A 25,649-nucleotide genomic window follows, 5' to 3' on the forward strand; every position below is an offset into this window, starting at 1 on the left:
GATTGGGGAGACTGCTACCGTGCAGTGATGAACCGTCGTGCCGAGCTCGCCGAACGCGTGCTTGACTACGTGCTCGAACACGGCCTGATCGGGTTGTCGCTGCGGCCCCTGGCCGCGGCGCTGAACACCAGCGACCGCATGCTGCTCTACCACTTCGGCAGCAAGGAACGCCTCGTCGGCGACGCCCTCGCCCTCGCTCAGCTACGGCTGGCCGCGTCCGTCGAACCGCCGGGCGCCGACGTGCGCACCCTGGCGGACCTGGTGCGTTACCTGTGGTCGGCGCTGGCGAACCCGTCCGGCGTCCAGGCCACGCGGCTCTACCTGGACCTCTCCGTACTCGCCACCAAGGAACCGGCCCAGTGGAGAGACGCCGTCGAACGGCTGCGCGGCCCGTGGCGCGAGCCGCTGCGGGCCGGCCTCGTCGCCTTCGGCGTGGCGGAGTCGGAGTCGACGGCGCTCGCCGACCTCATCCTCGCCACCCTGGACGGCCTGGCCCTGGATCGCCTCACCGCCGCGAACCCGTCCCGCGCCGACGCGGCGGCCGACGCCTTCGCCGACCTCTTCGAGCACCGCGCCCTCAGCGGCACAGGCCCATGACGGCGGCGGTGAGGTGGGGGGTCAGGACGGGTCGGCGAAGTCCAGGCGGTCGGCCAGGCCCGCCTTGGTGAAGGCGGCGATCAGGTCGGCGCGGCCCTCGGTGAAGTGAGTCCAGCCGTCGTAGTGGACCGGGACCACCCGGCGGGCTCCGAGGATCTCGGCGGCCTCGGCGGCCTGGGCGCTGTCCAGGACGAGGGGCTCACCCTCGAACCGGACGGCGATGCGGGGCGCCCCGGCGAAGAGGATGGCGGTGTCCACCGGCCCGAAGCGTCCGGCGATCTCCCTGACGGCGTCGAGCGAGGCGTTGTCGCCGCTCACGTAGACCGTCGGCAGGCCGTCCGCGCGCAGCACGAACCCCACGACCTGCCCGGTGATCGGCTCGACCTCTTCCTTCAGGCCCGGCCCATGGATGGCGGGCACCCCGGTCACCGTGACCGTGCCGCCCCCTGGACGGTCGATCTCCACCGACTCCCAGTCGGCGAGCCCCCTGGCCGTGCCGCCCAGCCGCTCCCCGCCGCCGGGCGTGGTGAGGACGAGCGGCACGTCGGCGAGCAGGGCCCGTCCGGCGTTGTCGAGGTTGTCGGGGTGCTGGTCGTGCGACACCAGTGCGACGTCGATCCGCCCGAGGTCGGCGGGCGCGATCGTCGGAGCGACGGTCTTGGTCAGCAGCGGCCGGGACCTCTCCAGGTCGTCGGGCGCGAAGTAGTCGCCGGGAGCGTCGAAGGTGGGGTCGACGAGGAACCGGACCCCGGCGTATTCGAAGAAGGCGGTAGGACCGCCGGGGACGCGGACCGGGAACCGCTCGCTGGTCGTGCCGGCAGCAGCCACGAAGAATCTCCTCACGGATGATGGTTTGTCTATCCGTGAAGTGACGCTAGTGGTTCCTCACGGATAAGCGCAAGTCGTAACATGAGAGGCATGAGGGATCCCATGACCGCCGCGCCACCACCCGCACCAGGGGCGGACCAGTACGTCGCCCTGGCCTTCGTCAACAGCGCGGTCGCCCTGCCCGGCGGGCACTTCCTCGATCTCCTCGGCACCCCGGCGACGGCGAACAGGTGGCTCACAGCGCACGAACTGGCCCCGCCCGACGCCGGGCTGCTAGAGGTGTGCGCGGCGCAGTTGCGCTCGCTGCGCGAGCACCTGAAGTCGCTGTTCGCCTCGCGCGTCGCGGGACTGCCCGCGCTGCCGTCGGCGCTGTCGGCCGTCAACGACGCGATGAGCAGGGCCCCGACGGCTGCCCTGCTGTACTGGGACGAGAAGAACGGCCCCTACCGCGCGGCCCCGTGCCCCACCAACGAGATCCTCGACCGCGCCCTGGCGGTCTTCTCGGCCAACGCGGCCGACCTGCTCACCGGCCCCGACGCCGAGCGCCTCACCAGGTGCGACTCCCCGCCGTGCATCCGATACCTGCTGCGCCACGGCCGCCGCCAGTGGTGCTCCATCCGCTGCGGCGACCGCGCCCGGGCCGCCCGCGCCTACGCCCGCCGCACCCGCCCGGACATGACCTGAGCCAGGTTCTCACCAGCGGCGTCCCCGCGGAGTGCGCGGCCTCTTCAGGCTCCGAAGGAATGCGGGCCGAAGCGTCCCCACGCCACCAGGGCGAGCAGGATCACGTTCACCGGCCATCCCTCGCCCGCCGGTACGCCATGTCGCTTGAACGGCGGGAGGCCGTCGAGTCGCCCGGGGCCTGGCTGACCACGGTCGCGGGCCGGATCTGCCTGGACGTGCTGGGGTCGGCGCGGGCCCGGCGGGAACGCTACGTGGGCGAGTGGATCCCGGAGCCGGTGCCGGACCGCACGGAGTGGATCAGCGGACGGCCGGGGATGGCCGGGAACGTGAACGTGAACGTGAACGCACCACAGACCTATAACCGCTCCCCATATTCACATATAACGTATTAAACGGGTCATTCTCTATTGTCATGATCCCAACAGCGCTGGACACTTGTCCCTTGGCCACTGCCGCCGGACAAAAGGGAACCTGAATGCGTGCGCTGCGGGCAAGGCTTGCCATCTGGGGCGTTTCCATCGTCGTTTGCACCGTGCCGGCTGCGGCGCCCGCATACGCCGCCGGCGGTACCGGCTGCATGGACGCCGCGGCGTCCCTCACCGTCGAGGAACGACGCCTCGCCGGCGCCGTCCCGCAGGAGATCCTCCAGCGCTCCGGCTTCGACCAGGTGGCCGCCCGCTTCACGCGGGCGCTGTGCGGCGCGCGTTCGTACCGCGCGGCCGAGCGGGCCGTCGCCGACCAGGCGCGGGCGCTGTGGCGGCGCGCGGTGGACCGGGCGCAGGGACGTGGCGCCCCCGGCGGCGACCTGAGCCGCGACGACGACCGTCCGCTGTACTGGGCCCGGCTCGGGATGACCGGCGCGCTGCGGCAGTGGCGGCCTCGGTTCGCCCTCACCGACGCCGGGCGCACGGCGCTGCTCGACGCCCTGGAGCGCGGCTCGCGCGGCCACGACGACATCGCCTTCTCCAACGGGAAGGGCGTGAAGCGGGTGCTGGTCACCGGCTTCGACCCGTTCACCCTCGACCGGGACATCCGCATCAGCAACCCGTCCGGAGCCACCGCGATGGCCCTCGACGGCACCACCGTGCGCACGGACGCCGGGCCGGTCCGGATCGAGACCGCCGTGTTCCCGGTCCGCTGGAACGACTTCGCGCAGGGCATGGTCGAGCGCGCGCTGCGTCCCTACCTGCCCAGGGCCGACCTGTTCACGACGGTCAGCCAGGGCAGGCCGGGACGCTTCGACGTCGAGCGCTTCAACGGCGCCTGGCGGGGCGGGTTCCCCGACAACGACAACCGCTCCTCGACGGGGCCGATCCCGGTCACCGGCGCACAGCCCCAGTGGACGACGACCACGCTCCCGTACGGGGCCATCGTGGCGGCCCAGACCGGCCGCTTCCCGGTGTACGACAACACCCAGGTGACCGAGATCCCCGCGGGTGAGACCGCCCCCGTCGTACGGCCGAACGGCCCCACCGAGGGCTCCGCCGCGCGCAGCGGCGCCGGCGGCGACTACCTCTCCAACGAGATCGCCTACCGGGCGACCCTGCTGCGCGACCGGCTCCGCCTGGACATCCCCGGCGGCCACGTGCACACCCCGGTCCTGCAGTTCGGCGCGGGCAACACGGATCCGGCCACCGGCAAGGTGACCGACCCGGAGTTCGTGCGGAACCGGCTGGACATCATCGCCCAGGTCCGCTCGATCGTCGCGGTGGCGGCGTCCGCCAAGCGCGGCTGAGCGGCGCCCGGACGGGCTAGAGAGAGGGGCGGGCCTACTTCCGGCCCGCCAGGGTGTGGGCGACGAGCGCGTTGGCGTGACCGTGCCCGAGGCCGTGCTCGGCCTTGAGCCAGCCGACCAGCTCCATGTGCTTGGTCAGCGGCGACGCGTTGATCAGGTCGATCCACTCCTGGACGGGCCGGCCGTACTTCTTCTCGATCGAGGGGAAGTAGCTGCTGGGATCGCCCTTCGGCGGCGTGGTCATATCGGTGCTCCGTTCTCGTCAGGTTTTCGCTGGTCGCCGTCGTGAGGTTAGCTCAACGCCGCCGTCGGCCTCCTCTCCACCCTCACCATCGCCATCACCTTCCCCACCCTCCGCCAAGCCGCCCTTACCGGGTCGCGTCGCAGGTAGGAGGGTGTGGCATGGTGGTGGGGTGACGTTGGAGGACCTCGTCCGGTTGCGGCGGGCTCGGGATCTGATGGACCGGGAGTATGCGAAACCGCTGGATGTCCCGGCCCTGGCTCGGGTCGCGCTGATGTCGCCTGGGCATTTCTCGCGGAGTTTCCGGGCGGCGTACGGGGAGACGCCCTACAGCTACCTGATGACGCGGCGGATCGAGCGGGCCAAGGCGTTGCTGCGGCGGGGGGATCTGTCGGTGACCGAGGTGTGCTTCGCGGTCGGGGCGACGTCGCTGGGGTCGTTCAGTTCGCGGTTCACCGAGTTGGTCGGGGAGAGCCCGAGCGCGTACCGGGCGCGTGACCATGAGGACGGCGCGGCCATCCCGGCGTGCATCGCGAAGATCCACACGCGACCGGTCAGGAACGGAGAAGCGAAAACGGGTCGCCCGCCCGTAGCGTGAACGCATGGACATCAAGCTCGCCACCTGCTTCATCGCCGTTGACGACCACGACAAGGCGCTCGGCTTCTACCGCGACACCCTGGGCCTGGAGGTGCGGAACGACGTCGGCTTCGAGGGGATGCGCTGGGTGACGGTCGGTTCGCCCGAACAGCCCGACGTGGACATCGTTCTCGAACCGCCGCTCGCCGACCCGAGCGCCTCCGACGCCGACCGGGAGGCGATGGCCGAGCTGCTGGCCAAGGGCCTGCTGCGGGCCGTCATCTTCTCGACGGACGACTGCGACGCCACCTTCGAGCGCATCCGCGCCGCCGGCGGCGACGTGCTGCAGGAGCCGATCGACCAGCCGTACGGCGTCCGTGACTGCGCCTTCCGCGACCCCGCCGGCAACATGGTGCGCTTCAACCAGCCGCGCAAGCAGTAGGTCGCCGATCGTCAGGGGGCGCCGAGGCGTCGGGTGAACTCGGCGACCAGGGCGGCGCCCCCGGCGGCGATGACGCTGGCGACGAGCGGGCCGAGCAGGATCGTGTTGACCTTGGTCGCCAGTGCGGGCATCTTCCGCCGGAACCAGCCGTCCACGTGTTCCACGGTGGCCAGGTCGGGTTCGTCGGCGGAAATGGCCTCCTCAAGCTCGTCGATCTTTTGCAGTCCGGTCTCGGACTCCACGCCGCCCTCTGCCGTGACTTTCGCACGCAGTTCATCGAGAACGGCGCGCAACTCCGACAATTGCCGAGCAATGTCCACATTATCCGGTTTCACCTGATTCCACGTGACGACATTGCGATCACCTGCGACCACCTGGCCGGACAGGTCACCGCCCACGTGAATGGAGACTCGATCCTGCGGGGATTGCACCATGATCCGCGCGCCCTCTCCAAAACCAACGAACCCGAAATATCTGCGAAATAGCCCCGCATATCAGTTTACACTGTCCATGCCATATTTCCTTGGCAGGAGGAAAGCATGGACGGCGACTCGGCGGACGTGCGGGTGGAAGGCGGGCTGAGCGGTCAGCTCGTCATCGGCGACCACAATGTCGTGATCAATGCCGGCGGCTCGGTCGTCGTCTCCCGGACCGAGCCGCCACCCTTGCCGCCGCTGCGGCGCAGCCGTCCGATCGGCTCCGCGCCGCCGCGCTCCGGCGGCCCGCTCATCGGCCGCGAGGGCGAGCTGGCGGCGGTGCTGGAGTGGCTCGGCCGGGAGCGGCCGGTGCAGGTGCACGGGGTGCCGGGCATCGGCAAGAGCGCGCTGCTGCGCCAGCTCGCGATCGACCGGGCGCACGCGGGCACCGACGTGATCTTCCTGCAGGCGGCCGGGCTGCCCGCCGAGGACGTCCTTCAGGAGCTGTTCCAGACCTGCTACGACGCCGAGGACTACCGTCCGGAGCCCGCGCGGCTGCGGCGGCTGATGTCGTCGATCCGGGCGCTGGTCGTGGTGGACGACTTCGCGGGCTCCCCCGAAGACCTCAAGAGCCTGCTGGACGCCCTCCCCTCCTGTGACCTGCTGGTCGCCTCGCCGCACCGGACCATCGGGGGCGAGGGCGACGCGCTGGAACTGCGCGGCCTGCCGGAGAACGCCGCGCTGGCGCTGGTCGAGGCCGAGCTGGCGCGCCCGCTCGGCGCCGATCTGCCCACCGCCCGCGAGCTGTGCCACGCGGCCCAGGGCCATCCGGGCGCGCTGCTCCAGGCGACGGCCTGGCTGGGAGGCGTGTCCCGGCGGCCGTCCGGAGTAGATCCGCAGGTGCTGGCCCGTTCCGTGGTCGCGGGCCTGAGCCCCGCCGCGCGCGGCGCCCTGGACGTGCTGGCCGCGCTGCCGGGCGTCCCCGTCTCCGCCGCCATGCTCGGCCGCCTGACCGGCATGCCCGACGCCTCTGAGGTCCTCGCGCTGCTGGAGCGCTCCAGGCTGGCGCAGCGCGGCACGACCGGATACACGCTCGCCGACTACTCCGAGGCACTGGGCGTCCGGCCGCCGGACGCGGCGGGCTTCGCCGAGTCCCTCTCCCGGTGGGCGCACGTGGCCACGCCGCGCGAGGTCGCCCGCGCCGCGCCGGTGATCGTGCGGGTGCTCGGCACCGCCGTCGGCCACCAGCGGTTCGCGGCGGCCAGGGACCTGGCCAGGGCCGCCGCGCCCGCGCTGGCCCGCTCGCTGCGCTGGGGCCTGTGGCGGGAGGTGCTCTCGCTCGGCGGGACGGCGGCGCACCGCCTCGGCGCGGACGCCGACCAGGCGTACTTCGCCCACGAGGAACAGGTGCGCAGGCAGGCGCTCGGCCTGATGGCGGGCGTGGCGGTGGGCGCGGCGGCCGGAGGCGCGGTCGCGGTGGGCCATCTCGGCGGCGGCGGTTCCGCGGTGGCGGGTCATGGCATGGTGGGTCACGGCGTGGTGGGCGCGGCGAAGGTCCAGTCGGGACTGCTGGCGGTGCTGACCAAGCCGCTCATCCTGGCCGTCGCCGCCGCCCTGCTGGTGGGCGGGACGATCACCGGGGTGAGCCTGGCCGGGGCCCGCGAGAACCAGCCGCCCGTCGTGCCGCAGGCGGTCGGCCCGCCGCCGGGGGCATCGCCGTCCTCACTCGTCAGCCCGGCCGTGACGCCGACGGGAACGCCGACGGCGACCCCGGAGGTCACCGCCACGCCGACGGGGACGATCCCCACCGGCGGCCCCCGTGGGAGCGGCAAGAACGGCGACCCCTGCCCGGCATACCCCATGGCCCCCCGCGACTTCGGCACGGTCCCCATCGGCTCGACGGGCACGATCACCGCCTCGTTTCCCTGGCTGGCCTGCGACAACGAGGGCGGGATCAAGGTCTCGGGCGGTGAGTTCAGCGCCGCCCTGACGGCCTGCCCGCCCACGAATCAGGGCGGCCCGTGCGAGTTCAAGGTGACCTTCAGCCCGACCCGGCCCGGCACCCAGAGCGGCACGGTGACCATCCCCGACGACGCGGGCCGTCCGGCGGTGACTCTGCACCTCTCCGGCGCGTCCGGCGATCCGAAGGAGTCGCCCTCCCCCACTCCGAAACCCACGACCGAGCCGCCGGAGCCGTCCCCGACCGACGAGCCCACCGACGAGCCCACCGACGAGCCGACCGAGCAGCCGACCGCCCCGGTAGAGCCGCCCACCACCGACCCCGCGCCGCCGCCCACCGAGGAGCCCAGCGCGCTGGAGTCATGACCGGGCGGGCGGCCGGTCGTGCCGGGACGGGTGCAGGATCCGGTCCAGGCGGGCCGCGGCGTAGCCGAGCACGGACAGCGCGGTGACGATCAGCAGGTCACCGAGCACCAGCGGCTGGGTGCCGAGCAACTGCCGCAGCGGCGGCACGTACAGCGCGGCGAGCTGCAGGACGAACGCCCCGGCGACGGCGAGCGGCAGCAGCGGGTTGGCCCGGGAGCCCGGCCGGGTCCGCGACCCGAGCGCCACCCCGAGCTGGGTCGCGGCGAGCGCGAAGAAGGCCATGGTCTGCCAGGGACGCCCGGTGTGCGCGGCCCACACCGCGACGCCGAGGGTGACCGCGGCGAGCACGAAGGCGACCCGGACGACGCGCTGCCACAGCCCCGCGCCGAGGATGCTCTCACCGGGCGGCCGGGGCGGTCCGGCCATGGCCCCCGGCACCCCGGGCTCGCCGCCGAGCGCCACGCCCGGCAGCCCGTGCGTGAGCAGGTTGATCCACAGGATCTGGGCGGGCAGCAGCGGCAGCGGGAGCCCCACGAACGGCCCCAGCAGCATCACCGCGATCTCGGCCGCACCGCCCGAAAGGCCGTAGACCAGGAACCTGCGGATGTTCGCGTAGACCCGGCGGCCCTCCTCGACGGCCGCGACCACGGTGTCCAGGTTGTCGTCCGCGAGCACCAGGTCGGCGGCCTGCCGCGCGACCTCGGTGCCCCGCCTGCCCATCGCCACCCCGATGTCCGCGCGGTGCAGCGCCGGGCCGTCGTTGACGCCGTCGCCGGTCATCGCCAGGACGCCGCCGCGATCCTGGAGCCCCCGGATGATGTCGAGCTTCTGCTCCGGCGTGGCCCTGGCGTAGACGCCGGCCTGGCCGTCGTCGAGGGCGCCGGGCACCCGGCAGTCCACGACACGGTCGCCGGCGTCGATGATGCCCAGGTCGGTGGCGATGGCGCGGGCCGTGCCCGGATGGTCGCCGGTGATCAGCAGCGGGCGGATCCCGGCGCGCTTGCAGTCGGCGACGGCAGTGGCCGCCTCGGCGCGCGGCGGGTCGAGGATCGCGATGAGCCCGAGCAACGTCAGGCCGCTCTCCCGCACCGGTTCGGGGACGGCGGTCAGGTCACGGCTCGCGACCGCCAGCACGCGGTAGCCGTCCCGGGCCAGCTCGTCGGCACGGCGGACGGCCCGCGCGAGCGTCTTCGGCTCGCCGTCCAGCACGCCGGGGAGGAGCAGGGCCTCGGGCGCGCCCTTGCAGATGAGCCGGAAACGGTCGGCGGCCTGGCGGTGCACGGTGCTCATCCGCTTGCGGTCGCTGTCGAAGGGCAGCTCGGCCACCCTGGAGCTGCCCGCCTGGACCTCGGCGCGGTCGAGTCCGGCCTTGGCGGCGGCGGCCAGCAGCGCGGCCTCGGTCGGGTCCCCCAGCGCGGCCCATTCGCCGTCCGCGCCGCTCGGCGGCGACAGCCGGGCGTCGTTGCAGAGCACGGCCGCGGTCAGCAACTCGGTGAAGGCCGCCCGATCAGGGCCGCCGTCGCCGATCTCGCCTTCCGGGGCGTAGCCGGAACCGCTGACCGCGGCCTCCGCCGACGGGGTCCAGAGCCACCGGGCGACCATCCGCCCCTCGGTCAGCGTGCCGGTCTTGTCGGTGGCCAGCGCGGTCACCGAGCCCAGCGTCTCGACGGCGGGCAGCTTGCGGACCAGGGCGTTGCGCGCGGCCATCCGCCGCGCGCCCAGAGCCAGACTGAGCGTGACGACGGCGGGCAGCGACTCGGGCACGGCGGCGACCACCAGGCTGATCGCCGTCACGATCATCAGTTCCACCGGCTGGCCGCGCACCAGCCCCAGGGCCAGCACCACCGCCGACAGCAGGACGGCGACCCCGGCGAGCATCCGGCCGACCCCCGCCAGGCGGCGCTGCAACGGCGTGAGCGTGGCGCCCTTGACCATCAGGGCCGCGATCCGGCCGCTCGCGCTGGCCGCGCCGGTCGCCTTGACCAGCGCCCGGCCCCGGCCCCGCACAACGACGGTGCCCGAGCCGAGCGGCGCGCCCACGCCTTTGTCCACCGGCACCGACTCGCCGGTCAGTGCGGACTCGTCCACCAGCATGGCGGCGGACTCCACCGTCTCGCCGTCGGCCGGAATGACATCGCCCTCGGCCAGGACCAGCAGGTCGCCGGTGACCACGTCGGCGGCCGGGATCAGCCGCTGACGGCCGTCGCGGACGACTCGCGCCTCCGGGGCGGCGAGCTCGGCCAGCGCGGTGATCGCCCGGTCGGCCCGGATCTCCTGGACCACCCCGACCGTGGTGTTGACCACGATCACCAGCGCGATCACGAAGGCGTCGGCCCAGTCTCCCGTGGTGACGGTCAGTACGGCCGCGATGAGCAGCACGATGATCAGCGGGTCGCGGAGCTGGGAGGCGACACGCCGCCACACCGGCACGGGGGGCCGTTGCGGGAGCTGATTCGGGCCGTTCCTCTCCAGCAGTGCCGCGGCCTGGGCCGACGACAGTCCGGGGGACGAGGGTGTCACTTGTCGTCCTCTCTGCCCGCCCGTTCAATCTCCGGACCGGCGTTCGTCCTGGTTACGACCGGCCGGCGTAGGGCCAGGTCCAGTTGCGGATCTCGGCGGGGTCCTCGCCGTGCTCACGCGTGTACGCGCGGGCCCGCAGCCGGGTGTCGGCCATCCGCTGACGCAGGTGCGCGGCGGTGGTGGCCAGCCCGGGAACCCGGTCGATGACGTCCATGACCAGGTGGTAGCGGTCGATGTCGTTGAGCATCGCCATGTCGAACGGCGTGGTCGTGGTGCCCTCCTCCTTGTACCCGCGCACGTGCAGGTTGGCGTGTCCCGCACGGCGGTAGGTCAGCCGGTGGATCAGCGACGGATAGCCGTGGAAGTCGAAGATGACCGGCCGGTCGGTGGTGAACAGCGCGTCGAACTCGGCGTCGCTCAGCCCGTGCGGGTGCTCCGTCGAGGGCTGCAGCCGCATCAGGTCCACCACGTTGACCACCCGGACCTTCAGCGACGGCAGGTGCTCGCGCAGCAGCGCGGCGGCGGCCAGGGTCTCCAGCGTGGGCACGTCGCCCGCGCAGGCCAGCACCACGTCCGGGTCGGCCCCGGCGTCGTTGCTCGCCCACTCGATGATCCCCAGCCCCCGGGTGCAGTGCGTGATCGCCTCCCGCATGGTGAACAGGTCCAGCACCGGCTGCTTGCCCGCGACCACCACGTTCACATAGTCGCGCGAGCGCAGGCAGTGGTCGGCCACCGACAGCAGCGTGTTGGCGTCCGGTGGCAGGTAGACCCGCACCACCTCGGCCTTCTTGTTGACCACCACGTCGAGAAAGCCGGGGTCCTGGTGGCTGAAGCCGTTGTGGTCCTGCCGCCACACGTGCGAGGACAGCAGGTAGTTCAGTGAGGCCACCGGGCGCCGCCAGGGGATCTTCCTGGAGGTCTCCAGCCATTTGGCGTGCTGGTTGAACATGGCATCCACTATGTGGATGAACGCCTCGTAGCAGTTGAACAGGCCGTGCCGTCCGGTGAGCAGGTAGCCCTCCAGCCAGCCCTGGCACAGGTGCTCGGAAAGCACCTCCATGACGCGCCCGCCGGAGGCCAGGTGCTCGTCCGTGGGCAGCGTGGCCGCGTTCCAGGCGCGGTCGGTGACCTCGAAGACGGCCGACAGCCGGTTGGAGGCGGTCTCGTCGGGGCCCATCAGCCGGAAGGTCTCCGGGTTGGCGATGATCACATCGCGCAGGAAGACGCCGAGCGCGCGGGTGGGCTCGGTGGCGTGCGTGGCCGGCGCCTTGACCTCGACGTCGTAGTCCCGGAAGTCGGGCAGCGCGAGCGGGCGCAGCAGTTCGCCGCCGTTGGCGTGCGGGCTGGCGCTCATCCGGCGGGGACCCTCCGGCACGGTGGCGAGCACCTCGGGGCGCGGGCGGCCCTCCTCGTCGAACAGCTCGGCGGGACGGTAGGAGCGCATCCACTGCTCCAGCATGGCCCGGTGCGCCGCGTCGTCGCGGACCCCGGACAGCGGCACCTGGTGGGCGCGCCAGGTGCCCTCGACGGGGACGCCGTCCACCTCGCGGGGGCCGGTCCAGCCCTTGGGCGTGCGCAGCACGATCATCGGAGGGCGGTCGGCGCGGCCGGCCTTGAAGTCCGCGATCTCCTCGAACACCTCGTCCAGGGTGTCGGCCATCAGGCGGTGCATGACGGCGGGGTCGTCACCGGCCACCACGTGGGGGCGGTAGCCGTAGCCCTCCATCAGCCTGAGCAGTTCGTCCTCGGGGATGCGGGACAGCACCGTCGGGTTGGCGATCTTGTAGCCGTTCAGGTGCAGGATGGGCAGCACCACGCCGTCACGTGTCCGGTCCAGGAACCTGACCGAATGCCAGGACGCGGCGAGCGGGCCGGTCTCGGCCTCGCCGTCGCCGATCACGCAGGCCACCACCAGGCGGGGGTTGTCGAAGGCCGCGCCGTAGGCGTGGGCGAGGGCGTAGCCCAGTTCGCCGCCCTCGTGGATCGAGCCGGGCGTCTCGGGGGCCACATGGCTGGGTATGCCGCCGGGGAAGGAGAACTGGCGGAACAGCCGCCGCATGCCGTTCTCGTCCTGGGAGACGTCGGGGTACCGCTCGCTGTACGCGCCTTCCAGCCAGGCGTGCGCCACCGCGGCCGGGCCGCCGTGGCCGGGCCCGGCGATGTAGATCATCTCCTGGTCGCGTTCGGCGATGATCCGGTTCAGGTGGGCGAAGCAGAAGTTCAGCCCCGGGGTGGTGCCCCAGTGGCCGAGCAGCCGCGGCTTGATGTGCTCGGGCGCGAGCGGCTCGCGCAGTAGCGGGTTGTCCAGCAGATAGATCTGGCCGACCGACAGGTAGTTGGCGGCTCGCCAGTATGCGTCTGTCCGTGCGAGAGCGTCCATGGTCATTACCCTTCCCCGGATTCGGCGGACCGAGTAGGGACGTAGGTCCCGGCCCGGCCGGGCGGACGGCCATGCCTGCCCGTCGAAGCACTCGTCAAAACGCCCTTCAAAGCCCCCGTCAGACCGCGTCTCAGATCGCGCGGATGCGCAGAGTACGGCATGCCGCACGGGCCCCGAAGTCCCGTCCGATAAGGGACCTTCGACCATGGCGTGGGTATCGAGCCAGAAGACGACCACGGGGGTGGGGGATGAAAGCGCTCGTATACGAAGGTCCCGGTGAGAAGTCCTGGACCGAGGTGCCCGACCCGGGCATCATCGATCCGGCCGACGCCGTGATCCGCGTGGACACGGTGACGATCTGCGGCACCGACCTGCACATTCTCGGCGGCGACGTGCCCGAGGTGGAACCCGGTCGCGTGCTCGGCCACGAGGCGGTCGGCACCGTCGTCGAGACCGGCGACGCCGTCACCGGGCTGTCGCCTGGCGACCGGGTGCTCGCGTCGTGCGTCTCGGCCTGCGGCATCTGCCGGTTCTGCCGCGAGGGAAGCTACGGGCAGTGCCTCAACGGCGGCGGCTGGGTGCTCGGCCACCTCGTGGACGGCGTGCAGGCCGAGTACGCCCGCTTGCCCTTCGCCGACCTGTCCACGCACCGGCTGCCCGCCGAGATCGGCGACGAGGCCGCCGTCCTGCTCGCCGACATCCTGCCCACCTCCTACGAGGTGGGCGTGCTCAACGGGCGGGTCGGCCCCGGCGACACGGTCGTGATCGTCGGCAGCGGGCCGATCGGCCTGGCCGCCGTGCTGACGTCCCGGCTGTTCTCCCCCGCCCGCGTCGTGGTGATCGACCCGGCGCCGGCCCGGCTGCGCGCCGCCGAGGAGTGCGGGGCCGACGTCACGCTCCGGCCGCAGGACGATCCGGTGGAGACGGTCCGGGCGCTGACCGGCGGCCTGGGCGCGGACGTCGCGATCGAGGCCGTCGGCATCCCCTCGACCTTCGAGATGTGCACCGAGCTGATCCGCCCGGGCGGCCGGGTCGCCAACGCCGGGGTGCACGGCTCACCGGCGACCCTGCACCTGGAAAGGCTGTGGATCAGGAACGTCACCATCACCACCGGGCTGGTCGACACGTACTCCACGCCGTCCCTGCTGAACATGCTGCGCAACGGGCTGCTCGACGTGAGCGGCATGGTCACGCACCGGTTCGGGCTCGACGACTTCGTCGAGGCGTACGAGGTGTTCGCCTCGCCGGAGCACACCGGCGCGCTGAAGGTGACGCTCAGCCGAGGCTGACCGTTCACAGGCCCCGACCAACGACCACCTCACCTGGGACCTTCGCCCCTACGTCGCCATGCCCGCGCGGGATGGGATGGAGGGGAACCACGAGAGGGCCCGCCGCGCACCGGCGGGCACGGGAGGTCTGCCATGCGCACCCAGGTCAAGGACGTCATGACCGCCGCGGTCGTCTCGGTCAGCGGCGAGGCCCGGTTCAAGGACATCGCGGAATCCCTCATCGAGCACGCCATCAGCGCGGTCCCCGTGATCGACGACGACCGCCAGGTGATCGGCGTCGTCTCCGAGGCCGACCTGCTGGCCAAGGAGGAGTTCCGCGAGCAGTACTACCGCGAGGGTTACCAGCCGCCGCTGCGCGCCAGGCTGCGGCACCGCATGTCGGCCGACGGCCCCACCGCCCGCCGCAAGGCCGCGGGCGACACCGCGTTCGAGCTGATGACCAGCCCCGCGCACACCATCACCGCGCACGCCGGCGTCACAGAGGCCGCCCGGCTGATGGACGAGCACGGCGTGAAGCGGCTGGCCGTCGTGGACCGTGACGGCCGGCTGACCGGCATCGTCAGCCGGCGCGACCTGCTCAAGGTGTTCGTCCGCGAAGACGAGTCCATCGCCAGGGAGATCCGCGAGGAGATCCTCGACCGCGCCATGTGGGTGGAGACCGCCGGTGTCCACGTCACGGTGGACCGTGGCGTGGTGACCCTGAGCGGACGGATCGACCGCCGCAGCGAGGCTCAGATCGCCGTCCGGATGACGCGGCGCGTGAACGGCGTCATCGACGTCGTGGACCAACTGCTGTGGACCGAGAACGACACCGTGGCCTGGGAGGACAGGTAGCCATGCTGGTCCGTGAAGTGATGAGCGCCCCCGTGATCACCCTGCGCCGGACCGACTCGATCCGGCACGCCGCCCGCGTCCTCTTCCTGCACGACATCACCGCCGCGCCGGTCGTGGACGAGGTGGGCCGCGTGATCGGCGTGGTCAGCGAGCTGGACCTGCTGACCGGCGAGTTCCAGCCGGATCCGCGCGCGCACGCCGCCCCGGTCCTGGCGCCGGACGCGGGCCCGCCGCAGCGGGTCGGCGAGGTGATGAGCGTCGACGTGTGCACCGTCACCGAGACCACGGACGTCACCGCGCTGGTCGAGCTGATGGCCGCCAAGCGGATCAAGAGCGTCCCGGTGCTGCGCGGCTCGCACGTGGTGGGCATGGTCAGCCGCCGCGATCTCATGGCCATGCTCGCCCGCCCCGACGAGGGCCTGCGCGGCGACGTCGTCGCCGCGCTGCGCGAGCACTTCCCCGGCGGCCCCAGGTGGCAGGTCACCGTCCACGACGGCGTCGCCGAACTGCACGCCGAACCGCACGGCCACACCACCCGCGACACCGACACCGACACCGACACCGACACCATCGCCGACCTGCTGGCCCGCACGGTCCCCGGCGTGATCCGCGTGGAACACCCCTCCTGACCACGGCGACCTCACCGCGCGGGCCGGACACCTCACACGCCGGGGAGTCGGCCCCCGCCCTCGGCGTCGCGCGCCGCCCCGACGCGACCGTCGACCCCAGGTTGACGATCCGCGGGTTTATCGGGATCGGGCAGGGTAGCCGCCGGGGCATGACCGTGACCAAGTTCCAGGACCTGCCGCTGACGGACCGCGATCGCAAGTGGGACGGCGCCGCGGCCGACAAGCGGGTGCGCGACTGGGCCGACGCCGAGGAAGAGCCGGACGCCGCCTACCGCAACGCCCACGTCTGGTACGACGGCGACAAGCCCGACAACTTCACCAGCTACAAGCTGCTGATCGCCGACGTGGTCGACGACAAGCTCAAGGCCGTCCCGCACGCCATCTTCGCCGCCGGCAACATCATGCAGGGCGCCCGGGGCGGGATCGACATCCCGAAGGGTGACGTCGGCCCCGTCAAGAAGCACCTCGCCCGCTACTACGAGAAGATGGGCGACACCCCGCCCTGGGACCGCTGACCGGACTCCGGCTCAGGGCAGATCGGCGCCCCAGGTGGCCTCCGCGCAGCGGAGGCGGGCGGCCTCCACCGGTAGCGCGTCGCGCACCTGGAGCTCCCCCCTGTCCATGCCCAGCACCGTGACGATGCCCGTGACCAGGACCTTGTCGCTCATGACGTCGTGGAAGACCACCCGCCGGTCCACGGTGAAGGTCTGCTCGGCGGGACGGTCGGCGTAGTCCCAGCGCCAGCCCCGGTAGGTGTGGCCGGGCCGCGGTTCGTAACTCGGGACCTCGGCGGTGAAGACGTTGGCGCGGTCGGGGTTGAGCACCTCCTCGATACGGCGGCGCAGCACCAGCGCGCGAGCCGACGCCGCACGGTTGTCGGGGTTCCACTCCTCGTCCTTCTCCGAGGGCACGAACGGCTCGTCGCCCATCTCCGGATGACTCCTGACCAGGTCCACCCACCAGTCCGGCCAGTGCCGCCGAGCGGCCACGACGGGCAGTTCGTGTTCGGCCAGCGCCGCCCTGATCCGGTCGAACGGCAGGTCGGGGTCGAGGCCGTGGCCGGTCAGGTGATCGGCGAGGGTCAGGCCCTGGCGGGCGAGCCACCGCTCCAGGCCCTCCTGTCGCGGGTCGGTCCGCGCCTGCGGCCAGTCGGCCGCGTCGGAGACGGGCGGCTCGGCGACGGCGGCGGGCTCGGGCCATGCCCCCGCGCGGTCGGGGCGGGCGTGTCGTACCGGGTCGAACACATCCCGGATCGGCCAGAAGCGCATCAGCCAGCGGGAGAGCTGCCGGTTCTCCCAGGTCTCCTCGGAGGTGAGGTCGGCGGGCTCCGTCGCGGTGATGGTGTGGACGGTCACGCCGTAGAGGAAATGCGGCGGCCCGATGATCAGGCTCTGGGTCGCCTCCTCGGCCACTGAGCCGACGCTGACGAAACCGTCTCCGCCCTCGGCCGTGGTGTCCTCGACCGGTTCCCAGGGTTCGCCGGGGGCGGGCGGCTCGCCGTCCCACGCCTCCAGCCGGACCTGGACGAGGTCGTCCTCACCGTCGCAGTCCACGCCGATGGCCTCGGCGGCCCCCTCGAAGAAGACGCCCAACCCGCCGAACTCGATCCACACCTCGTCGTCCAGCCCGCGAATCAACCTGGCCAACTCGCACCTCCACGTCACACCGAAGATCAACGAGAGCGCAGCATAGGGACCGCGACCGACAGGAATCCGACGGCCGGATCCGGGCCGCTTGCGCGATGCTCGCGATCCGTTGCCCGATCCTGCTCCTCGGGCGATATCTGTGGTTCTGCGGGATTTCAGCGGGATATCGTCCAGGCGACCGGCCGGCGTCTCGTCGCAGGCGTGGCGAGCCCGCGCCGGATGGAACCCAAACCAATGTCGTGAGGTGCCCATGGCCGGCGTGGACCTGTTCGGACGCGGTGCCGACATCGAGCGGCTGGACGCCTTCCTCGACGCCGCCCGGCGGGACGGCGCGGCGTGGTCGATGTCGGGCGAGCCCGGCGTGGGCAAGTCCGCACTCCTGGCCGCCGTGGCGGAACGGGCGACCGCCGCCGGGGCACGGGTCCTGCGGGCTTCCGGCTCGGAGTTCGAGGCCGACGTCGGCTTCGGCGCCGGTGCGGCCGACGGGGCCTTCGGACGTCGTCCGGTACGCGCGCGCCCGCGCCGCCGTCGAGGAAGGAAGATCATGACAGATGCCACCGGCAGCGCGATCTCGCTGCGCGTCAACGGCGTGACACACCGGCTGAGCGTGGACAACCGCCGGACGCTGCTGGACGCGCTGCGCGAGGACATCGGCCACACCGGCCCGAAGAAGGGCTGCGACCACGGGCAGTGCGGCGCCTGCACGGTGCTGCTGGACGGCAGGCGGGTGGTGTCCTGCCTGACCCTGGCCGTCGCCGCCGAGGGCGCCGAGATCACCACCGTGGAAGGGCTGGCCGCCGACGGCGAGCTGCGGCCTATCCAGGAGGCGTTCATCCGGCTCGACGGCTTCCAGTGCGGATTCTGCACCTCCGGCCAGCTCTGCTCCGCCGTTGGCATGCTCGCCGAGCACGCGGCGGGCTGGCCGAGCGCCGTCACCGCCGACGTGCGCGGCCCGGCACCCGAACTGGACGCGGCGGAGGTGCGCGAGCGGATGAGCGGCAACCTGTGCCGGTGCGGCGCGTACCCGTCGATCGTGCGCGCCGTCCTGGAGACGGCCGGGCGCGAGGAGGCGGCCCGATGAGGGAGTTCGCCTACCACCGGGCCGGTGAGGTCGCCGAGGCGTTGGCCGCCGCCGCCGGGGGCGCCCGCTACCTGGCGGGCGGCACCAACCTGGTCGATCTGATGAAGCACGGCGTCGAGACGCCCGCCCGGCTGGTGGACGTGCGCTTCCTGCCGCTGCGCGGGATCCGCGAGACGCCGGGCGGCGACCTGGTGATCGGCGCGACGACGACCAACTCCGACCTCGCCGCTCACCCGGAGGTGCGGCGGCGCTACCCGGCGCTGAGCCAGGCCGTCCTCGCGGGGGCGTCCGGGCAGTTGCGGAACATGGCCACGGTGGGCGGCAACCTGATGCAGCGGACCAGGTGCGCGTACTTCGCCGACCTCTCCGAGCCCTGCAACAAGCGGGTGCCTGGCAGCGGGTGCGCGGCCGTCGCCGGGGCGCACCACAACCACGCGGTGCTCGGCCGGTCGCCGCACTGCGCGGCCACCCACGCCTCCGACATGGCGGTGGCGCTGGCCGCCTTCGACGCGACGGTTCGCTTCGAGACGGCGGAGGGCGCGGGCGAGATCCCGCTGGCCCGGTTTTACCCGCCCGTGGGCGACACGCCCGAGCGGGAGACGGCGTTGCCCCCGGGAGCCCTGATCACCGAGGTCGTCCTCCCGGGAGCCGCGATCTCGCCGGGCTCGCGGTACCGGAAGGTCCGCGAGCGCGCGTCCTACGCCTTCGCCACCGTCTCGATCGCGGCGCACCTGGAAGTCCAGCGGGGATCCGTGCGCGGCGTGCGGATCGCACTGGGCGGTGTCGCGTCGCACCCGTGGCGCGCCCGCACCGCCGAGGTCTTCCTGCTGGACGGCCCCGCCACCGCCGGCCGGTTCCGGGCCGCCGCCGAGGCCGAACTGTCCGCCGCCGCGCCGCTGCCCGGCAACGCCTACAAGGTGACGCTGGCCCGCAACCTCATCGCCGCCGTCCTGGAGGAGATCGCCGGATGAACGAGCCCACTCGCGACGGCGGGGCCGTCGGGGTCGCCCGCCCCCGGATCGAGGGGCGGGCCAAGGTCACCGGCGCGGCCCGCTACGCCGCCGACGAGCCGGTGCCGGGCGTGGCCCACGGCGCGCTCGTCCTGTCCACGGTGGCCCGTGGGCGAGTGCGGGCCATCGACGCCGGGGCCGTCAAGGACATGCCGGGCGTGCTCGGCGTGCTCGACCACACCAACGCGCCCCGGCTCGATCCTGCGGCCGGGCACTTCTTCGGCCCGGACGGCGGGCTGCGCCTGCTGCAGGGCGACGCAGTGCCCCACGCGGGCCGTCCGATCGCCCTCGTGGTGGCCGAGACGCCCGAGCAGGCCCACGCCGCCGCCCGCGCGCTGCCGGTGACCTACGACGAGGAACCGCACGACACCGCCTTCTCCGCGGACCATCCGGCGGGCCGTCCGGCGGTCGCGCTCTACGACGTTCCCGTCGATGCCGGCGACGTGGACGCCGAGCTCGCCGCCGCCTCGGTGGTCGTCGACGAGCGGTACGGCACGCCCGAGGAGCACTGCTCCGCGATGGAGCCGCACTCGGCCACCGCCTGGTGGGACGGCGACCGGCTGCACGCCGTGGACAGCGACCAGGGGCCCTTCCAGGTCGCCGTCACCCTCGCCACGCTCCTCGGCCTGCCGCCGGACCGGGTGCGCGTCCGCGTCGAGCACATCGGCGGCGGTTTCGGCTCCAAGGGCATGCTCGGCCCGCAGCTCGTCCTGGCCGCGATGGCCGCGACCGGCTTCGGGCGGCCGGTGCGGGTCACCCTCACCCGCGCGGAGGTGTTCCTGGCCACCGCGCAGCGGCCCGCCACCGACCAGCGCGTCCGGATCGGGGCCGACGCCGACGGGCGGCTGCGCGCCGTCCACCACACCGCCGCGTTCGAGATATCGCCGCTCGCCGAGTACATCGAGGGGTGCACAGAGCAGACCAAGACGCTCTACGCGGCACCGGCGATCCGCACGAGCCTGACCGCGGTCCCGCTCGACATCCTGCCGCCGTACTCGATGCGCGCCCCCGGGGCCGCGCCGGGTTCGTTCGCGCTGGAGTCGGCGATGGACGAGCTGGCCGAGCGCCTGGGGATGGACCCGCTGGAGTTGCGGCTGCGCAACGAGGCCGTCGTCGGGCCGGTGTCGGGGCTGCCGTTCAGTGGCAGGAACCTGGTCGCGTGCCTGCGCGAGGGGGCGCGCCGGTTCGGCTGGGCGTCCCGCGACCACCGGCCGCGCACGCGGCGGGAGGGGCGGCTGCTCGTCGGCACCGGCCTGGCCGCCACATCGTTCGGCGCGGGGGCGCTGCCCTCCACCGCGACGATCACCGCCGAGCCCGACGGCACGTTCACGGTGACCATCGCCGCCACGGATCTCGGCACCGGCGCACGCACCGCGCTGACCGCGATCGCCGCCGACGCGCTCGCGGTCGGCACGGACCGGATCCGGTTGCGCATCTCCGACAGCGACCACGGCCCGGCGTGGAGCGCGGGCGGCTCGCGCGGCACGGCGTCCTGGGCCTGGGCGATCACCGAGGCGGCGGCCAAGCTGCGCGCCCCCGGCGCGCCGGTGACCGTCACCGCCGACACCTCGTCGTCGCTCGGCGGCCTGGCCGCCCTCGAACGGCACGCCTTCAGCGCGGTGTTCGCCGAGGTCACCGCCGACCCCGCGACCGGTGAGGTGCGCGTGCGGCGGCTGCTCGGCATGTTCGCGGCCGGACGGGTGATCAACCCGCTGCTGGCCCGCAGCCAGGTCGTCGGCGGCATGATCGGCGGCCTGTCCATGGCCCTGCACGAGGAGGGCGTCCGCGACCCGGTCACCGGCCGACACGTCAACGCCGACTTCGCCGGATACCACATCGCCGCGCACGCCGACGTCCCCGACATCGAGGCGGATTTCGTGCCCGACGACGAGCCCGGCATCCCCTGGGGCATCAAGGGCGTCGGCGAGATCGGCAACGTCGGCACCGCGGCCGCCATCGCCAACGCCACCTGGCACGCCACCGGAACCCGGCAGCGGCGCCTCCCGCTCCGCCTGGACCGGGTCCTAGACTCCTGACCCCTGCCGGAGGCGCAAGGCGTCCTGGCTGGGCGGGGCGCCGAACTGACGGCGGTATTCGCGGCTGAACTGGGAGGCGCTCTCGTAGCCGACGCGGCGGCTCACGGCGGAGATGTCGGCGGGGGCCGCCGCGAGCTGGAGGCGTGCCTGCTGGAGCCGGATCTGCTTCTGGAACTGGATCGGGCTCATCGCGGTGACGGTCTGGAAGCTCCGGTGGAACGCCGAGACGCTCATCCCCGCCAGCCGGGCGACCTCCTCGACGCGGAACGGCCGCGCGTAGTGGTCGCGGATCCATGTGACGGCGCGCGCGATGTGGCTGAGGCTGCTGTCGGGCAGCCCGAACTGGCGGACGACGGCCCCCTGGTCGCCGGTGATCAGCCGCCAGAGGATCTCCCGCTTGATCAGCGGGGCCAGGACGGCGATGTCGCGCGGCCGGTCCAGCAGCCGCAGCAGCCGCACGACGGCGTCGAGCAGTTCGGCCGAAGCGGTGCTGACGGCCAGCCCCGGCGGCGGCCCCTCCCCCGCGTCCGGCAGGTCGCCGGGGGCGGCTTGGGACAGCACCTCGGCCACCGCCATGGGGTGCAGCGTCATCCCCATCCCCAGCCCGGGCAGCTCCGGAGCGGCCTCGGCGAAGTGGGCGGTCACCGGGAGATCGACCGAGGCGACCAGGTACTCGCCCTCCCGGTACTCGTACACGCACTCCCCCAGCGCGAACCGTTTCATGCCCTGGGCGACCACGGCCAGCACCCTGCCGTACGTGGTGGGCGTCGGCGGACGCGGCTCCTCCGCCTTGAAGATCAGCACATCCTCGATCGGGGTCCGCAGATCGGGCCGGGCATGCCGATTGAGCAGATCACGCAGTTCGTCCAGCGCCACGATCCCGATCCAAGCACCCGCCCGCCGCCCGCGACAACCGCGTATTTCAGCCCTCGGCGACCTGACCGGTGGCCGGGGGGTGCGCGTTCGCCCTGTTCCGTGCGCCGGTCAGGCGGCGGGCGACGTCCTGGGTGAACATGCCGTGGGCCACGGCCGTCACGCCGAAGGCGGCCGTGAGGACCGCGATGTAGGTCGCCCTGCCGTCGGGGGCGAGGAGCACGGCGGCGCCGTCGGCGAAACCGTTGACGGCCATGCCCAGGCCGGTGACGAGTGCCGTCACCCAGCGCCCGGCGGTCCGGAACAGCGGGCGGGCGGTCGCCGTCACGGCGGCCGGTACGGCCAGTACGCCGAACACGACCATGACGCCCAGTGTCCCGGCCGGGGTGAACCGGCTCTCCTCGGCCGCGGCGACGGCGATGGCGCTCATCAGCAGCCGGGCGACACCCCCGATGACGATCCCGGCGGCGATCGCCGCCACCAGCGCCGAACCGGCCAGTCGTACGACGTGGCCGCGCCCGCCTTCGAACCCTTGCATGAGATGGGTTGTAGCGCTCTGTCACCAGGGTCGGCAATGCCGGAAGGATTACGTGATACGCCTGTTATGCGAGGAATGTCGGGCTTGCCTCAGCCGGACTGGCGGGCCGGTTCGTCCCAGTCGATGTGGTGCTCGTAGATCCAGTGGTTGGGGTCGTGGCCGGTGCGGGCCATGCGCTTCATGGCCAGGCTCATGATCAGGTCGCGCGGTATGCGGGTGAGCGGGCCGGGCGTCTTCCAGCCGTCCGTGCGCCTCCCCTGGGCGACGACGCGTTCGACCCGCTCGCGGCGCAGCCGTTCGTAGGCGGCGAAGGCGGCGCCGAAGTCCGTGGCGTCGCGCAGGCATTTGGCCAGCACCACGGCGTCCTCGATGGCCATGGCCGCGCCCTGGCCGATGGAGGGCACGGTGGCGTGCGCGGCGTCGCCGATGATGATCATCCGGCCGCGGTGCCACCTGGGCACGACGGGGACGTCGTAGGCGGTCCAGGGGGCGAGGATCCGGTCGGTCGCCTCGATGAAGGCCACGGCCGGGCCGTGGTCGCGCCGGAACACCTCCATGAGCTCCGCCCGCCAGTCCTGCTCGCCGACCATGGCCAGTTCGGCGGCGGTGGGCTCGGCGGCCCTGGTCAGGTTCGCCGCCCACCACACCTCGCCGTGCGCGTGCGCGGCGTAGGCGAAGAACGCGCGCGACCCGAAGATCGCGTGCATGGTGCCCGGATCGCCGCCCGCCGGGACGCCGCGAGCGTAGCCGCCCACGTTGACCAGGCCGCTGTAGCGCACGCCGGGCGCGGCGGGGTCGATCAGCTCGCGGGTGCGCGAGCGCAGGCCGTCGGCGCCGATCAGCAGGTCGCCGGAGGCGGTGGTGCCGTCGGCGAACGTCGCCACGACGCCGTCGCCGGTGTCACCGGTGTCGCGGGCGTGGGTCAGGCGCTTGCCGTACTCGATCCGCACGCCCTGCCGGGCGGCGTGCTCGCGCAGCGCGCGGTACAGCTCGGCCCGCTTGACGGTACGGCTGGCCGCGCCGTCCCGCAGCACCCGCCCGTACGGCAGGTCGCCGATCAACCGGCCCGAGGCGCTGGTGAGCCTGATCCGCGGCGTCTCGAAGCCGAGCCGCCGGACGTCGAAGTCGAGCGCGCGTAAGGCGTCCAGAGCGTTGACCGCGAGCGTGAGAAACGCGCCCACATCGTCGGCCGTGCGGTCGTAGCCCTCATAGACCACGGCCTCGATACCCGCCTTGCGCAGGGCGATCGCACAGGAAATGCCGGAAATTCCGGCACCGGAGATCATCGCTGTATATGTCATAAACGCAGTCTATGACATATACTTAGGAGGATCGCAAGGCATTCATCGGAGGAAGCAATGAACGGCAGTCCGCCGCCCGGGATGCGGGCCCTCTGGGAACGCCTCAACGCCCCAGAAGCCCAGCCCCGCACGGCCCTGAGCCCGGCCCGCATCGTGCGCGCGGCGGTTACGATCGCCGACGAGGACGGCCTCGCCGCCGTGTCCATGGCGAAGGTCGCCGAACGGCTCGGCTTCACGCCGATGTCGCTGTACCGGCATGTCAGGAACAAGAACGAGTTGCTGCTGATGATGCTGGACGCGGTCGCCGCGGTGCCCGCCGAACTCGGCGAACCCGGCGGCGGCTGGCGGGCCACCCTGGAGCGCTGGTGCCGGGCGCAGTGGGAGATGCTGCGGGCCCACGCCTGGATCGTGCACCTGCCCATCACCGGGCCGCCGATCACGCCCAACCAGCTCGCCTGGACCGACCGCGCCCTGGCCGCGCTGCGCGACACCAGGCTCACCGAGCCGGAGAAGGTCGGCGTGTCGCTGCTGATCGCCAACTACATGCACGCCACCGCGCGACTCGCCGGCGACCTGGGCCAGGCCGCTCAGAGCGAGTCGATCGCCGGCTACAGCGCGCTGCTCGCCGACGTGGCCGACGCGCGCCGCTTCCCCGACCTGCGCGCGGCGATCGACGCCGGGGCGTACGACTACCCGGCGGACGTCCCGCCGGAGGAGCGGCGGCTCGACTACGCCTTCGGCCTGGCCCGCATCCTGGACGGCGTCGCGGCCCTGATCCAGACCCGCGCGGCCGACAGGGGTTGACCTTGCCCCTGGGTCAGGGTCCGACGATGCCTCCATGGACACCAACACACTCCCCGCCGTCGCAGCCCGGATCCGCGAAGAGGCCGCCGCCTTCTGCGAGTCCGGCCAGGCCCCCGGGTTCGTCTGCCGATCCCCACGTTGATCACCGAGCTGGAACAGGACGTCGATCTCACCCCGTACGTCGGCACCTACCGATCCGACCAGCTTCGCATCGACGTCGGCATCGTGGACGGGGTCCTTGAGGAGCGGACGACCTACGAGCCGGCGGACGAGTCGCAGGACCGGATCTTCACCGAGTTCGCCGGCGGCACCACCGCCGCCCCGCCGCAGCGGTACGTGCCGATCCGGCCGGGCCTCTTCGCCCCAGCCGGATACCCCCTGGAGACGTTCGACGGCTACCTGCGGCTGCTGCTCGTCTCCTACCACGACATCCGCGACGGCAAGGCCCGCTTCCGCAACGGCGGCGGCCGCCTGACCAGGCGGATCTAGCCGGTGTCGACAGCGGCCAGCAGCGCCGCGCCCGTCGGCGTGCACAGTTCCCGTGCCACCGGCCCCGCCACGACCGTCGCGGGGACCGCGCCGAGCACCTGCCGGCGGAGGATCTGCTGCAGACCGCGCTGGTGCGGGTATGGCGCGTATGGGGACGGGTGGGCGAGTATCCGGACGCCTACGTGTCGCGGGCCCTGGTCAACACGCACCTGTCCTGGCGGCGCCGGTTCCGGCGGCGCGAACACCCGACCGCCGCGCCACCCGAGACGGCCGCGCCGGACCACGCGATGGACCTGTCCGATGAGCGGACCGTGCTCTGGGCGGCGGTGCGACGCACGCCTCAACACGAGATGTTGGGTGTGACTTTTTGATCG

Annotated in this window: 26 protein-coding genes and 1 pseudogene; 18 read left to right on the forward strand and 9 right to left on the reverse strand. The window is 72.7% G+C overall.

What is annotated here, in order from left to right:
* Positions 1-27 precede the first annotated feature (27 nt).
* Positions 28-597, forward strand: coding sequence for a TetR/AcrR family transcriptional regulator (locus P3X83_RS17170; RefSeq protein WP_277306096.1), 570 nt, complete (start codon positions 28-30; stop codon positions 595-597).
* 21 nt (positions 598-618) lie between these two features.
* On the opposite strand, the gene P3X83_RS17175 is transcribed toward P3X83_RS17170, so the two are convergent.
* Entirely contained in the window at positions 619-1,425 is an 807-nt protein-coding gene (locus P3X83_RS17175) for an MBL fold metallo-hydrolase (protein ID WP_277306097.1), read from the reverse strand.
* A gap of 90 nt (positions 1,426-1,515) precedes the next feature.
* Between P3X83_RS17175 and P3X83_RS17180 the strand changes: the two genes are divergently transcribed.
* The 3 genes from P3X83_RS17180 to P3X83_RS17190 all read left to right on the forward strand — a co-directional run bounded on the left by P3X83_RS17180 (position 1,516) and on the right by P3X83_RS17190 (position 3,844).
* Positions 1,516-2,109 carry an ABATE domain-containing protein gene (locus P3X83_RS17180; protein WP_277306098.1) on the forward strand — a complete coding sequence of 198 codons (594 nt, stop codon included), beginning with the start codon at positions 1,516-1,518 and terminating at the stop codon, positions 2,107-2,109.
* Positions 2,110-2,168: 59 nt separating this feature from the next.
* On the forward strand, positions 2,169-2,501 hold the full coding sequence (locus tag P3X83_RS43325; RefSeq protein ID WP_346742717.1) for a hypothetical protein: 333 nt from the start codon (positions 2,169-2,171) through the stop codon (positions 2,499-2,501).
* 140 nt (positions 2,502-2,641) lie between these two features.
* Positions 2,642-3,844 (forward strand): pyroglutamyl peptidase, encoded by a 1,203-nt coding sequence (locus P3X83_RS17190; RefSeq protein ID WP_277306099.1) that lies wholly within the window; start codon positions 2,642-2,644, stop codon positions 3,842-3,844.
* A gap of 34 nt (positions 3,845-3,878) precedes the next feature.
* Here the strand turns inward: P3X83_RS17190 and P3X83_RS17195 are convergent, their stop codons facing one another.
* The gene (locus P3X83_RS17195) at positions 3,879-4,088 is read right to left on the reverse strand and encodes a DUF4287 domain-containing protein (RefSeq protein ID WP_277306100.1); all 210 of its coding nucleotides are present in this window, start codon (positions 4,086-4,088) and stop codon (positions 3,879-3,881) included.
* A gap of 214 nt (positions 4,089-4,302) precedes the next feature.
* On the opposite strand from P3X83_RS17195, the gene P3X83_RS17200 reads away from it, so the two are divergent.
* Positions 4,303-4,683, forward strand: a complete 381-nt coding sequence (locus P3X83_RS17200; RefSeq protein WP_277306176.1) for a helix-turn-helix transcriptional regulator — start codon at positions 4,303-4,305, stop codon at positions 4,681-4,683.
* A gap of 4 nt (positions 4,684-4,687) precedes the next feature.
* Positions 4,688-5,104: a VOC family protein gene (locus tag P3X83_RS17205; protein WP_277306101.1), complete on the forward strand. Its 417-nt coding sequence runs from the start codon at positions 4,688-4,690 to the stop codon at positions 5,102-5,104.
* An 11-nt stretch (positions 5,105-5,115) separates the two neighbouring features.
* Here P3X83_RS17205 and P3X83_RS17210 read toward each other — a convergent pair whose 3' ends face one another.
* A complete protein-coding gene (locus P3X83_RS17210; RefSeq protein ID WP_277306102.1) occupies positions 5,116-5,502 on the reverse strand; it encodes a hypothetical protein in 387 nt (128 codons plus the stop codon).
* A 141-nt stretch (positions 5,503-5,643) separates the two neighbouring features.
* Here P3X83_RS17210 and P3X83_RS17215 point away from each other — a divergent pair, with 141 nt between their 5' ends.
* Positions 5,644-7,845, forward strand: coding sequence for a hypothetical protein (locus P3X83_RS17215; protein ID WP_277306103.1), 2,202 nt, complete (start codon positions 5,644-5,646; stop codon positions 7,843-7,845).
* Here the strand turns inward: P3X83_RS17215 and P3X83_RS17220 are convergent.
* Complete coding sequence (locus P3X83_RS17220) at positions 7,840-10,365, reverse strand: cation-transporting P-type ATPase (protein ID WP_277306104.1); 2,526 nt, start codon at positions 10,363-10,365, stop codon at positions 7,840-7,842. The two genes, P3X83_RS17215 and P3X83_RS17220, sit on opposite strands and share 6 nt — an antisense overlap.
* 52 nt (positions 10,366-10,417) lie before the next feature.
* Positions 10,418-12,952, reverse strand: a complete 2,535-nt coding sequence (locus P3X83_RS17225; RefSeq protein WP_277306105.1) for a phosphoketolase family protein — start codon at positions 12,950-12,952, stop codon at positions 10,418-10,420.
* A 41-nt stretch (positions 12,953-12,993) separates the two neighbouring features.
* Between P3X83_RS17225 and P3X83_RS17230 the strand changes: the two genes are divergently transcribed.
* The 4 genes from P3X83_RS17230 (at position 12,994) to P3X83_RS17245 (ending at position 16,012) form a co-directional block, all read left to right on the forward strand.
* Positions 12,994-14,034: an alcohol dehydrogenase catalytic domain-containing protein gene (locus P3X83_RS17230; RefSeq protein WP_277306106.1), complete on the forward strand. Its 1,041-nt coding sequence runs from the start codon at positions 12,994-12,996 to the stop codon at positions 14,032-14,034.
* A gap of 132 nt (positions 14,035-14,166) precedes the next feature.
* The gene (locus tag P3X83_RS17235) at positions 14,167-14,868 is read left to right on the forward strand and encodes a CBS domain-containing protein (RefSeq protein ID WP_277306107.1); all 702 of its coding nucleotides are present in this window, start codon (positions 14,167-14,169) and stop codon (positions 14,866-14,868) included.
* Between the two features lie 2 nt (positions 14,869-14,870).
* Positions 14,871-15,497: a CBS domain-containing protein gene (locus P3X83_RS17240; RefSeq protein WP_277306108.1), complete on the forward strand. Its 627-nt coding sequence runs from the start codon at positions 14,871-14,873 to the stop codon at positions 15,495-15,497.
* Between the two features lie 149 nt (positions 15,498-15,646).
* The gene (locus tag P3X83_RS17245; RefSeq protein WP_277306109.1) at positions 15,647-16,012 is read left to right on the forward strand and encodes a hypothetical protein; all 366 of its coding nucleotides are present in this window, start codon (positions 15,647-15,649) and stop codon (positions 16,010-16,012) included.
* Between the two features lie 12 nt (positions 16,013-16,024).
* Here the strand turns inward: P3X83_RS17245 and P3X83_RS17250 are convergent, their stop codons facing one another.
* A complete protein-coding gene (locus P3X83_RS17250) occupies positions 16,025-17,143 on the reverse strand; it encodes a hypothetical protein (RefSeq protein WP_277306110.1) in 1,119 nt (372 codons plus the stop codon).
* A gap of 250 nt (positions 17,144-17,393) precedes the next feature.
* Here P3X83_RS17250 and P3X83_RS43330 point away from each other — a divergent pair.
* The 4 genes and pseudogenes from P3X83_RS43330 to P3X83_RS17265 all read left to right on the forward strand — a co-directional run.
* Positions 17,394-17,579, forward strand: a pseudogene (locus tag P3X83_RS43330) (AAA family ATPase); the annotation flags it as partial.
* 108 nt (positions 17,580-17,687) lie between these two features.
* The gene (locus P3X83_RS43335) at positions 17,688-18,224 is read left to right on the forward strand and encodes a 2Fe-2S iron-sulfur cluster-binding protein (protein ID WP_346742718.1); all 537 of its coding nucleotides are present in this window, start codon (positions 17,688-17,690) and stop codon (positions 18,222-18,224) included.
* Positions 18,221-19,195 carry a xanthine dehydrogenase family protein subunit M gene (locus tag P3X83_RS17260; RefSeq protein ID WP_277306112.1) on the forward strand — a complete coding sequence of 325 codons (975 nt, stop codon included), beginning with the start codon at positions 18,221-18,223 and terminating at the stop codon, positions 19,193-19,195. Before P3X83_RS43335 ends, P3X83_RS17260 begins: the two co-directional genes overlap by 4 nt.
* Complete coding sequence (locus P3X83_RS17265; RefSeq protein ID WP_277306113.1) at positions 19,192-21,270, forward strand: xanthine dehydrogenase family protein molybdopterin-binding subunit; 2,079 nt, start codon at positions 19,192-19,194, stop codon at positions 21,268-21,270. The genes P3X83_RS17260 and P3X83_RS17265 overlap by 4 nt, the downstream gene beginning before the upstream one ends.
* Here the strand turns inward: P3X83_RS17265 and P3X83_RS17270 are convergent.
* From P3X83_RS17270 to P3X83_RS17280, 3 genes are all read right to left on the reverse strand, one after another.
* Entirely contained in the window at positions 21,259-22,146 is an 888-nt protein-coding gene (locus tag P3X83_RS17270) for an AraC family transcriptional regulator (protein ID WP_277306114.1), read from the reverse strand. The two genes, P3X83_RS17265 and P3X83_RS17270, sit on opposite strands and share 12 nt — an antisense overlap.
* A gap of 46 nt (positions 22,147-22,192) precedes the next feature.
* The gene (locus tag P3X83_RS17275; protein WP_277306115.1) at positions 22,193-22,681 is read right to left on the reverse strand and encodes a hypothetical protein; all 489 of its coding nucleotides are present in this window, start codon (positions 22,679-22,681) and stop codon (positions 22,193-22,195) included.
* Between the two features lie 89 nt (positions 22,682-22,770).
* Positions 22,771-23,982: an FAD-dependent monooxygenase gene (locus tag P3X83_RS17280; RefSeq protein WP_277306116.1), complete on the reverse strand. Its 1,212-nt coding sequence runs from the start codon at positions 23,980-23,982 to the stop codon at positions 22,771-22,773.
* A 57-nt stretch (positions 23,983-24,039) separates the two neighbouring features.
* Between P3X83_RS17280 and P3X83_RS17285 the strand changes: the two genes are divergently transcribed.
* From P3X83_RS17285 to P3X83_RS17295, 3 genes are all read left to right on the forward strand, one after another.
* On the forward strand, positions 24,040-24,786 hold the full coding sequence (locus P3X83_RS17285) for a TetR/AcrR family transcriptional regulator (RefSeq protein WP_277306117.1): 747 nt from the start codon (positions 24,040-24,042) through the stop codon (positions 24,784-24,786).
* A gap of 138 nt (positions 24,787-24,924) precedes the next feature.
* Positions 24,925-25,275 (forward strand): hypothetical protein, encoded by a 351-nt coding sequence (locus P3X83_RS17290; RefSeq protein ID WP_277306118.1) that lies wholly within the window; start codon positions 24,925-24,927, stop codon positions 25,273-25,275.
* 158 nt (positions 25,276-25,433) lie between these two features.
* Complete coding sequence (locus P3X83_RS17295; protein WP_277306119.1) at positions 25,434-25,646, forward strand: hypothetical protein; 213 nt, start codon at positions 25,434-25,436, stop codon at positions 25,644-25,646.
* Positions 25,647-25,649 lie beyond the last annotated feature (3 nt).

Origin of the sequence: Spongiactinospora sp. TRM90649 (genome assembly GCF_029382225.1) — a bacterium.
In the GTDB taxonomy this organism is placed as follows: domain Bacteria; phylum Actinomycetota; class Actinomycetes; order Streptosporangiales; family Streptosporangiaceae; genus Spongiactinospora.